Source organism: Nannocystis sp., from assembly GCF_016714285.1.
GTDB lineage: Bacteria > Myxococcota_A > Polyangia > Nannocystales > Nannocystaceae > Nannocystis.
In genome coordinates, this window is record NZ_JADJNN010000036.1 from 1 (window position 1) to 9,869 (window position 9,869).

At 68.6% G+C, this 9,869-nt stretch carries 9 protein-coding genes and 5 pseudogenes; 10 read left to right on the plus strand and 4 right to left on the minus strand.

Annotated features, from left to right (window positions below):
* From IPJ59_RS38430 to IPJ59_RS38445, 4 genes and pseudogenes are all read right to left on the minus strand, one after another.
* The coding region (locus IPJ59_RS38430; RefSeq protein WP_366524749.1) for a cyclic pyranopterin monophosphate synthase MoaC at nucleotides 1-423 on the minus strand (423 nt) is incomplete at its 3' end.
* 292 nt (nucleotides 424-715) lie between these two features.
* Nucleotides 716-1,147 (minus strand): annotated as a pseudogene (locus tag IPJ59_RS38435) (molybdopterin-binding protein); the annotation flags it as partial.
* A gap of 320 nt (nucleotides 1,148-1,467) precedes the next feature.
* Nucleotides 1,468-1,746 (minus strand): annotated as a pseudogene (locus IPJ59_RS38440) (molybdopterin molybdotransferase MoeA); the annotation flags it as partial.
* A gap of 13 nt (nucleotides 1,747-1,759) precedes the next feature.
* Nucleotides 1,760-1,807: pseudogene (locus tag IPJ59_RS38445) on the minus strand (hypothetical protein); the annotation flags it as partial.
* 389 nt (nucleotides 1,808-2,196) lie between these two features.
* On the opposite strand from IPJ59_RS38445, the pseudogene IPJ59_RS38450 reads away from it, so the two are divergent.
* The 10 genes and pseudogenes from IPJ59_RS38450 to IPJ59_RS33465 all read left to right on the plus strand — a co-directional run.
* Nucleotides 2,197-2,605, plus strand: a pseudogene (locus IPJ59_RS38450) (5-methyltetrahydropteroyltriglutamate--homocysteine methyltransferase); the annotation flags it as partial.
* A 200-nt stretch (nucleotides 2,606-2,805) separates the two neighbouring features.
* Nucleotides 2,806-3,156: pseudogene (locus IPJ59_RS33430) on the plus strand (PAS domain S-box protein); the annotation flags it as partial.
* 137 nt (nucleotides 3,157-3,293) lie between these two features.
* A complete protein-coding gene (locus IPJ59_RS33435; RefSeq protein ID WP_293275364.1) occupies nucleotides 3,294-4,379 on the plus strand; it encodes a hybrid sensor histidine kinase/response regulator in 1,086 nt (361 codons plus the stop codon).
* Between the two features lie 258 nt (nucleotides 4,380-4,637).
* Complete coding sequence (locus IPJ59_RS33440; protein ID WP_293275354.1) at nucleotides 4,638-5,192, plus strand: hypothetical protein; 555 nt, start codon at nucleotides 4,638-4,640, stop codon at nucleotides 5,190-5,192.
* A gap of 434 nt (nucleotides 5,193-5,626) precedes the next feature.
* Nucleotides 5,627-6,256: a serine/threonine-protein kinase gene (locus IPJ59_RS33445; protein WP_293275365.1), complete on the plus strand. Its 630-nt coding sequence runs from the start codon at nucleotides 5,627-5,629 to the stop codon at nucleotides 6,254-6,256.
* A 227-nt stretch (nucleotides 6,257-6,483) separates the two neighbouring features.
* A complete protein-coding gene (locus IPJ59_RS38455; RefSeq protein WP_366524750.1) occupies nucleotides 6,484-6,783 on the plus strand; it encodes a protein kinase domain-containing protein in 300 nt (99 codons plus the stop codon).
* A gap of 99 nt (nucleotides 6,784-6,882) precedes the next feature.
* Complete coding sequence (locus tag IPJ59_RS33450) at nucleotides 6,883-7,221, plus strand: hypothetical protein (protein ID WP_293275356.1); 339 nt, start codon at nucleotides 6,883-6,885, stop codon at nucleotides 7,219-7,221.
* Between the two features lie 294 nt (nucleotides 7,222-7,515).
* Nucleotides 7,516-8,400: a hypothetical protein gene (locus tag IPJ59_RS33455; protein WP_293275358.1), complete on the plus strand. Its 885-nt coding sequence runs from the start codon at nucleotides 7,516-7,518 to the stop codon at nucleotides 8,398-8,400.
* A gap of 115 nt (nucleotides 8,401-8,515) precedes the next feature.
* A complete protein-coding gene (locus IPJ59_RS33460; protein ID WP_293275360.1) occupies nucleotides 8,516-8,806 on the plus strand; it encodes a hypothetical protein in 291 nt (96 codons plus the stop codon).
* On the plus strand, nucleotides 8,773-9,869 hold a 1,097-nt coding region (locus tag IPJ59_RS33465), incomplete at its 3' end, for a hypothetical protein (protein ID WP_293275362.1). The genes IPJ59_RS33460 and IPJ59_RS33465, both read left to right, overlap by 34 nt.

The window sequence follows — 9,869 nt, forward strand, 5'->3', positions numbered from 1 at the left end:
TGGGATCGCGGATGATCGCCAGATCCGGGAGATCGGAGAAGCCGACGGAATCTCCTGATCGTGGCGCAATGAGAGCACGACATCCACGCATCCGGCCCCGGCTAACAGATCGTAAGTGCGCCGGGCCAGCGAGCGACCATCCGGGTGGATCAGCGCCGCCTTGTCCGTGCCCATGCGGGTGCTGCGCCCGCCGGCGAGGACGAGCCCATACAGCGGTTGGGAGGGGGCGGTCATGGCGCGAAATGGTAGTCGCCGGACTTGCCTCCGGTTTTTGGACACTAGGTGAAGATTCTGGATGCGGATCGCCTTGTTCAGCGCCTTGCACATGTCATACACGGTTAGAGCCGCGACGGATGCGCCGGTCATGGCCTCCATTTCCACGCCGGTTTTGGCGGTGGTGGCGACCTCGCAGCGAATCAGCACGCCGGTATCGTCCGGGGGATTTCAAAGCCGCAGTGTTCGACGGGCAACGGGTGGCAAAACGGGATGAACGCTGGTTTTCTTCACCGCCATGGTGCCTGCGATGATGGCGGTTTGGAATACCGGACCTTTGGGGCCCTGGAGATCATGGTTTGAGAATCGCGCGAGGATTTCGGCTCCGAGTTCCACCGGACAGCGGCTACCGCGCATCGCTTGTTAGCCTGCTTGCCGGAAACGTCCACCATCGTCGGAAGACCGTCGCGGACATGGGTGAAATCCTGGTTTTCGGGTTCTGTCATGGGTGGTTAGGTCCAAGGGGTGAATGGCAGTGACGATGGTCCCACGGGACCGGGAGGGACGGTGACAAAGCCACTGCTTTTGAGCAAGCCAATGAAGTCCCCGCTGTTGCCGGTGGGTGCGGGCCGTGCGCAGTCACCAACCCCAACGCGACCGGAAGGTGGTGGGTCATGCCGGGAAGGCTGCGGACTGGCTCGGCGAGCGTCACAAGCCGGGGCGGCGGCAGTGGCATGCCCATGGACACGGCGAGCACGGGAAGCACCAAGGCATGCAGGCCGGTTAGGGCGGACACAGGGTTACCCGGCAGCGCCACGACGATTTGTCCAGACGGACCCAACCAGCAACCCGCCGGCTTTCCAGGGCGCTGGGCGATGCCATGAAAGAGCTTTTCACAACCGAGAGAATCCAATAAATCCGGCACGAAGTCGTGCGCCCCTGGAGACCGCGCCGGTCAGCAAAAGCCAATCGTGATCCGCCAGAAAGGTCCGCACCAGTTGGCGCTGCTCCGGGGCATCGCTGATCGTTCCCGTTTTCGCGGGTGGAATTCCGAACGCCGGAGGGCACAAGCGATCGCGTGGGCATTCGATTGGCGGATCTGGTGGGGGGCCGGTGTTTCATCGACTTGAATCGATTCATCGCCGGTGGCGAGCACGGCGATTCTAGGCAGCCGCGAAACTCGATCCATGCGGCACCGCAGGAGGCGGCGATTCCTATTTCACGGCAACCGAGGCGAACTCCCCCCGCCAACAGCCGGTCCCCGGCGCGGGCGTCCGACCCAGCCCAGTGGATAAACCGTCCGGCCTGAGGCTCAAAGGAATCGTCCACCATGATCTCCTCGCCGCTGCGCACCACATCCTCCACCGGAACGATGCAATCCGCTCCAACGGGCATGGGAGCGCCAGTCATTATTTCCAAACACGAGCGGGTTCTCTCCGGCAGACAGGCCGTTGCCCGCCCGGCCGGTGCGCTGCCGCTGATCAGGGAAACGGCGCCCCTGCGCGAAATCGGAGGCCCGCAGCGCGAATCCATCCATCATCACCCGGTCAAAGGGCGGAGAATCCCGGTCGGCGCTGATCTCCTGCCGCAGCACCCGACCGGCCGCATCTTCTATTCCGGACGCGCTCGGTGGCCAGCACGCTGGTGTGCTTCAGCAGCAAATCAAATGCTTCGCGAAACGGGATCATTTTGGGAACGGTTGAATAGGGAGAACGCAAGGATGGGAAGGCGTTGGCAGCACCGCCTGAAGCATCGCTCCTTCCGCTGCGGGCACGGTTGCCTTTCGACGATCGATCCAAGTGTATAACACCGGATCGAGGAACAACACAACCAGCAATCCGACGGCCAGCCCGCCGATGGCTGCAGTGAGTTTGGCCGCTCACCTTGCCCCCGCCACCGCGAAGCTGGCCACCCAATCCTCATATGGTGATCTGTCACCGCCAGGCCTCGTCGGCGCTGCGCTGCGGATCCTGACCGGCGCCAACATGTCCGGGCGGGGACCGAGACACGACCCACAGTGCCGACGTCGTTTATGCCGAATTGCTGCCGAGCTTGTTTCAGCTCGCGGCCGGTTCCTTCTTTATCGAGCTGGCCCATGAGCCAGATCGCGAGCGAGTGCTCAGACTCGTCCGCGAGTGCGTGCGCCCCGGCCAGCGCGTCTTCGTCGGCGTCATCGACCCCTCGGTCCCCGCGTCGAGACACCCGAGGAGGTCCGCGACCGGGTGCTGGAGGCGGCCCGTTTCATCCCCTGGACCAGCTCGGCACCACCGACGATTGTGGGTTTGCGCCGTTTAGCGACGACCGCTCGACCAGCCGCTCGACCGCCTTCGCCAAGATCCGGGCGCGCGTCATCGGCACCGAGATGGCCGCAGAGGCGCTGGGGCTGCCGTGAGCAGCCAGGACTCTGCAGACCGCGTGCGGGAGTCCGCGCTGCAGACCGCGAGCAGCATCCTCTCGCTGCAGCGCCGGGTCGACGAGGAGATCCGCGCCCTCAACAAGGCGCTGCAGCAACGCAGCGAGGAGCTGGCGACGGCCAACATCGAGCTGCAGCGCCAGACGGAGACGGCTCACGCGCAAGCCCGTGATGTCGAGGTGTTCCGCATCGCCTTCGATTCCTCCGGAAGCGGGATGCTGCTGGTTTCGCCGGACCTGCGCATCTCCCGGGTAAATGCCGCGTTCTCCGAGTTCATCGGGCATCCCATGGATGCGCTGTATACGCGGAGCATCGCGGACTTCATGCTGCCCGCGGATCTCGAGGTGACCCGACGTGGTGTCCTGCTCCTGCTGCGCGGTGACGTCGCCACCCTGCACCTCGAGTACCCGCACAAGCACGCCTCGGGGCGCCCCGTCTGGGGCTCGGTCACCAGCGCAGTCGTGCGCGACACCGACGGCACCCCGCTGTATCTCATCGTTCAGATCCAGGACATCTCGGGCCGCATACAGGCCGAGGCGGAGAAGCGCCAGCTCGAGGCGCAGCTGCTGCAGGCGCAGAAGATGGAGGCGCTGGGCACCCTCTCTCGGGCGGCATCGCCCACGACTTCAACAACATCCTCGCCGCGATCCTCGGCAACGCCGAGCTCCTGCAGGAGCGGCTCATGGGCGACGTACAGGCCAGCGAGACCACGCAGGAGATCACGGACGCGGCCGCGCGTGGCGCCGAGCTGGTCCGCCAGATCCTCACCTTTAGCCGACGCAGCGAACGGCGGCTGACGCCGATTCGGCTCGAGATCGTCATGGCTCAGTCGCTGCGGATGCTGCGCGCGGCGCTGCCTGCCGCCATCGAGATCAGCTCCGATCTGCGCGACCCGGGCGGGACGTGCATGGCCGATGCCACGCAGATCCAGCAACTGCTCACCAACCTGGCAACCAACGCCTGGCACGCCATGGAGGCGCGCGGAGGGACCCTGTCGGTGCACCTGTGCCCTGTGGAGATCGACGCCGACACGGCGCGAAAGGTCCCGGACCTGCGAGCGGGTCCCTATGCGAGGATCCGCGTGTCGGATACCGGTGAGGGCATGGACGAGGAGACCCTCGCACATATCTTCGAGCCGTTCTTCACCACCAAGCCCGCGGGCAGAGGCACCGGCCTGGGACTATCCGCGGTCTATGGTATCGTCCATCATCACGGTGGTGCGATCCACGTATTGAGCAGGCCGGGGCAGGGCGCGACCTTCGAGATCGTCCTGCCGACCATCGCGGCGCAGACCGTTGTGCCCGTCGCAAAGCCAGCCCGGACCCGGCCGGGGTCCGGTGAGCGGATCCTGGCCGTCGATGACGAACCGGCCCTCGTTCGCGTCATGGTCAGGCGACTGACGCTCCTCGGATACTCGGCCCGGGGCACGTCGAGCCCCGAGGAGGTTCCGGCCCTGCTCGCGCAGGAAGACTTCGACCTGGTGATCACCGACTTCAACATGCCCAAAATGAATGGCGTCGAGCTGGCCCGACGATTACACGCGCTCCGCCCCGATCTCCCCATTCTCGTGATGAGCGGCTATACCGCCCCGGTCGACCCGTCCCAGGCGTCCGCGAGGTGCTCGAGAAGCCGATCTCGCAGGACGCGTTCGCGGAGAAGATCGGCCTCGCGCTCCAGCGGTCGCCCGCGGATCCTGCCCGGCGTTGACAGCCCGCGCCCCGGTGAAGCCGGGACCTGCCGCGAGCACGAATGAGATGGAGGTGCAGTGGCTCTCGACCTTGCTCACTGGGCCACCGGCGAGCACCTGACTGCCTCCGGGCGCGCTCGGGGAGGCTGACCTCGGGCGGCTCGCCGGAGCGCTTGTGGTGGGCCAGGCGGTCCGTGAGCGCAGGCGGTCGGGGTTGGCGTCCTTGGCCCGCGCGGCCGCGTCGGTGCGGCGGGCCGCCTCGCGGGCGACCTTCGAGGGCGGCCCACTGGGCCGTGCGAGGGGTCAGGCGGGCGAAACGGCGCCGTGGGGCTGCCCGCCCTCGACGACTTCAAGCAGTTCGACGCCCCGATGCCGCTCCGTGAGCTCGTGATCGTCGACCCGGCGAGTCCCTGCGTCGGCATGAGCGTCGCGGCCGTGCTCGCCGAGGCGAACCTCGCGCTCGGCAGTTGCGCCGCGCAGCTCCCCGCAGGCGCGCTCAGCGACTGCGCCGCGATGATCAACGAGTCCTTCGTCGACGGTGAGGCCGCTGGCGAGGCGCTCTGCAGCGATCGCCTGGCGCCCCCCGAGTCCCGGCCTCGGACGCCGACGCCGACGCCGTGCGAGCCCGACAAGTGCGAGCTATGCGTGGGAGACAGCGAACTGCCCGACGGCTGCGACCAGGCGGGCTGTGAAGAGGTGACGTGGCCTGCGACAACGGCATCTGTCCAGACGGCCTGTACTGCGCGACCGGATGCTGTCTGCCGAGCCCCGGCTGACCCGCTCGCCAGCGCCGCCATATCGTCGGCGTCACACCGACGACTCCGCTCGCCCGTTCGGCGAGGGTCCGCGCTCACCTGCGCGGCTCAGGTCCCTCGCTGAAAGGGACCCGTTCAGGAAAAGCACCGGGACTGCTCCTGGGAGCACTGGTCCATTTCAGGGTTGATTTCTCGTGCGACCTCTTCCCTTATGGACCGCGGAGGTGCGCATGAGCGACAGCGACCGGGGCGACGGGCCAAAGAAGTGCCTCGGGGGTCGTTATGACCTACTGGACCGCGTCGGCATCGGCGGCGGGCTGTGGTCGTGCGGGCGCGCGACCGGCAGATCCACCGGCTCGTCGCGGTCAAGCTGCTGCGCTCGCAGGACACGGACCCTCCGGTGCCGCTTCGCCCGCGAGTCCATGGTGCTCGCCGGCATGGATCATCCCGCGATTGTGCGGGTCCTGGCCCACGACAGCGACGGGGATGAACCCTACACCGTCCTCGAGCTGATCGAGGGCCCGGACCTCCGGCGAGCATCTGGCCGGGTCCGGTCCGCTGCCGTGGCGGCAGGTGCTGCAGATCGGCATCCAAATCGCCGACGCCCTGGACGCCGCCCACCGCCAGGGCCTGGTTCACCGGGACGTGAAGCCGGCGAACATCATGTTCGCCGACGCCGACGATCGCCTGCACGTGAAGTTGATCGACTTCGGGATCGTCCGGGTCTCCGAAGTTTATCGGCTCCCGACCGGGGCGGTGCGACCCCGGCCGACCGGCATGGGCAAGGCGCTGGGCACCCCGGGCTACCTGCCGCTGGAGGCCGGCCTCGTCGAGCCGAATCCCAGCTTCGACGTGTTCGGACTCGGCGCTACGCTGTACCAACTGCTGACTGGGGCCCTGCCCGAGGAGCCCCTCCAGTCGCTGCGCGAGGCGCAGCCTGGTTGTGACGCGCCGGACGACCTGGAGCGCGTCCTGATCGCCGCGCTGGCGCTCGAGCCCGAGGACCGCACACGAACCGCGGCCGAGCTGGGGCGCGCGCTCGAGGCAGTGCTCGCGGCGCACCCGGAGCGCGGCACGCCCTCGACGCGGATCGATGGCCGCTATGAGCTGATCGGGCTGGCGGGCACCGGCGCTAGGCGGACGCGCACCTCGCGGTGCACCGCGGCGCCGGCCACGACGTCGTTCTGAAGTCCTTCGGTCCAAAGACCCTGACGACATCCTCCGCTTCACGCGCGAGGCGATGCTGCTCCAGACCTTCGACCATCCGGCGCTGCCGCGCTTCTACGACCACGCACCGGAGGCCAGCCCGCCGTACATCGCCATGGCGCACGCGCCGGGCCGCCCTGCGGCGCGGCTGTGCTCACCGCCTCGCCTGCGGCCCGCCGAGGTGGCCGCGGTCGGGGTGAAGCTCGCCGATGCTCGCCGTGGTGCACGCGCGGGGCGTCCTGCACCGCGACATCAACGCGAACAACGTGCTCATCGATAGCTGCGGCGCGGTGACCTTGCTCGACTTCGGTGCCGCAGAGCTCGACGAAAGTTTTTATGACGTGCCCGCCGGCGAGCGGCGGTATCTGACGCCCCGAGGCGCGCGTGGTCATCCCCGCACGGCGGCATTGGTACGCTGGCTTGGTCGGCCCCGGAGGTACGTGAGGGCCGGGGCTGGACCGACAAGAGCGACATCTACTCGATGGGCCACCTGCTGTTTCGCCTGCTGACCGGCAAGGTGCCGGTCAAGGGCGCGGACCCGCCGACCTCGCCGCAGGTCCACGCAAGCGCGTGCCCCGGAGGACCTCGCGGCGGCGGTCGCGAGCGCGTTGCAGGTCAACCCACACCACCGCCCGAGCGCGGACCAGCTCGCCCAGACGCTGCGGGAAGCGCTGGAGAGCGAGGAGGAGGCCCTCGCCCGCGCCGTCGTGGTGGCGCTGCCCGCCGGGCGCCCCGCACTTCGCCTGGTGCCCGCAGGGCCGCAGGTCCGGGCCGGCTGGACGGAGCACCCGCTCCCCGAGGCGACCTCCGATCCCAACCCGCAGGTCCTGGTCGATCCGCCGTCCTTGCCGCTGGCAGCCGTGGACGCCGTGACCGGGCAAGCCCCCTCGCCGGCCCACCTCGTCGACCACGACCCGCGGTCCTTGCACTCGCCGCCGTTGCGATGACCGTGCTCGCCGTGTCCGGGTGGTGGATGCATGTCGCCGAGCGCCCCTCACCGAGCCCCCGATGACACCGACGCTGGCCCGGTCAGGCTCGCCTGCACCGGGCCGAACTCGACGCCCGCCCTCGACGCGTCGCCCCCAGGTCATCGCGCCGACGCCCGTGGCGAGCGCCGCCGACCAACTCGCTGCTGCAACCTCGGCGCTGAACGGCTGCGCGCGCATGGCTCACCGCGAGATCCTCGTCGAACTCGCGACCGCGGCAGGCGAACCTCGCTTCACCGCGAAGGAGTACCGGCCATGATCGCATCGCCCGCGCTGCACCTCCTCGCCGCCCTGGCGATCGCCACGTCATCGCCGGCCGATCCCTCGACCTGCGCCGCGGACGACCTGCAGTGCTCCGCGCCCGCCTTCGCGGCTGCAGCCCGGCGCGCCACGTCCGACGCGCAAAGGGTGCAATACCTGTACTTCGCGCACCGCGCTTATCTGGCCCTGTCCGACAAGCCGCGCAAAGGTCGCGTCGCGTCCCGCCATCTGTGCCAGGCCCACCGGCTTCTCGAACAGGCGCTCGCGCTCCCCGAAACGCCGCTGCGGCGGCGTATCGTCGACTCCGAGCGGGAGACGTTGGCCAGGCTCACCACCAAGCAAGTCCAGTGCAAGGCGCCGAGGCCTGGCCACAAGGACAGGCCGCTTGTTGCCGCCGCAGATTCGCCGGCCGAGCTGCGATCCGACACGGCGACGGATGAGCCCTCCACGATCCCGGCCGGGATGGCGACCGAGCCGCAAACGGACGACGACATCGCGGTCGCGGCGTCCAGACTCGCGGACCTGGACGGCAGGCCGACGACGACGGTCCATCCCGAGCCGGACGCGGACCTGATGCCCGTGCCAGCGCGCCGCGTGAACACAGAGCGCCCGGCGAGTGCGCCTCGCCCGGGGCGAGGACTCGTGCTCGCTGGCGGGGTCACGCTCGGCGTCGGGGTCGCCCTCACCACGGCAGCCGGCTTCATGGGCCGCCGCATGGTCGACACGCGCCGCGAAATCGTCGCCCTCGGCAACCGCGTCGACGGCTACGCGACGACCGACCAGAACACCCGAGACGACGCCCTGCGTGGTGACTACCGGGCGACGCAGACCCGACTCGCGCTCGCGCCGCGGGCAGCGCGACCGTCCTCGCGGCCGTGATCCTCTCCAGCATCGGCGGGCGCAGGATGGCCCGCGCCGCCTCGCGCACCGCACTCGTCCCGGCCCCCGGCGGTCTTGTGTTCCACGCCCGTTTCTAACCTCCTGGGAGCCGCCCATGAACCCCCGTATCCGCCTGCTGTCGTCCATCCTGCCCCTCGCGTTGCTCACCGGCTGCCCGCCGCTGCCGCCGGAGCTCGTGACCTGCGAGGAAGCCGACGCGTGCGACACCACCGCCCTCGCCGCCACCAGCGGCGACTGGACCCCCACGACGAGCGACGGCGTGCAGACGGTGACGGGCGACAACCCTGACGCCAGCTCCACGGCCCCCGCGGAGGAGACCGGCGATGAGCCCGGCGGCACCACGACGAGCCCGTGCTGCCGCCGCAGATCGTCGACGGCGTCGTGATCCCCGACTACATCGACGACAACGGCCTGCTGAGCGTCGAGGTCAGCGCCCTGCTCACCGAGGGCGTGACGATGCTGCTCGACGACGGCCAGTCGATCGAGCTGACGCCGATCCGCCCGGGCCAGTTTTTCGGGACCATTCCCGCATTTACAGGCTTCGACAATAAAAAACACACGGCCATTCTGACGCCCTGGCGCAATGTCCTTGTGGGCGAGTCCGTGAACGCCGACTACGTGATCGCCCTGCCGAAGCCTGGCAGCCAGACCAATTGGAAGCCCGACGGACCCGAAGGCCATGTGGCGGCGATCGCCGTGCTCTCGGACGGGCGGCCCGTCGAGCTCGGCACCTTCCAAGAAATGGGCGCGCCGCGCTGCTACTTGCGCCTGCGCAGCAAACAGGGGATTCAGGAGAAGGCGATAGATTTCGTCCCCCTGCTGGGGTCGGCGTACTGCCGCGCGATCGACCTGAAGATCGATCGCAACACCGGCCGCCTGAATGTCCTCATGGAGCGCAAGAACAACGTGGACGATATGGTGTGGTGGGCTGGCGAGATGTCCGCGTGGGGCAAGAGCCTGACGAACATCGGCATCGGCGCCGTGGGCGACACGGCGCTCGCCTTGGCGGCCCGGCCCGACGTCGTCGCGGTCTGCGGCACGCGCGCGGTTGAAGTGCCCGATGCGCTCGACACGCTCGACGCGCTCGCGGTGCTGCTGCGGCCGAATGAGTTGCCGGAGCCGCGGGCGTTCGACTACAAGCCCCTGGGCAAGAAGTATCACCGATTCACAGAGACCGCGCATGACTGCGATTTCGCGGACGACACGCTCGTGCTTGTCTGCGCGGCCAACGCAAGCATGACGGCGACAAAGACCCGCGACCGCCTCATGATCATCCCGAGACCGACTCGTCGCCACGCCGCTGCCGACGATGCAGCGTGGACCGTGGCCGGCCTCGACCAGGCATTCAGACCCGGGCCCTCGCGCTCGACCTCGACGCTCCAGGGCCGCTACCTCATTGCCGGCTATACCTGTTTTGGCACCAGCGAACCAGTCGGCGAGGTCCGGGT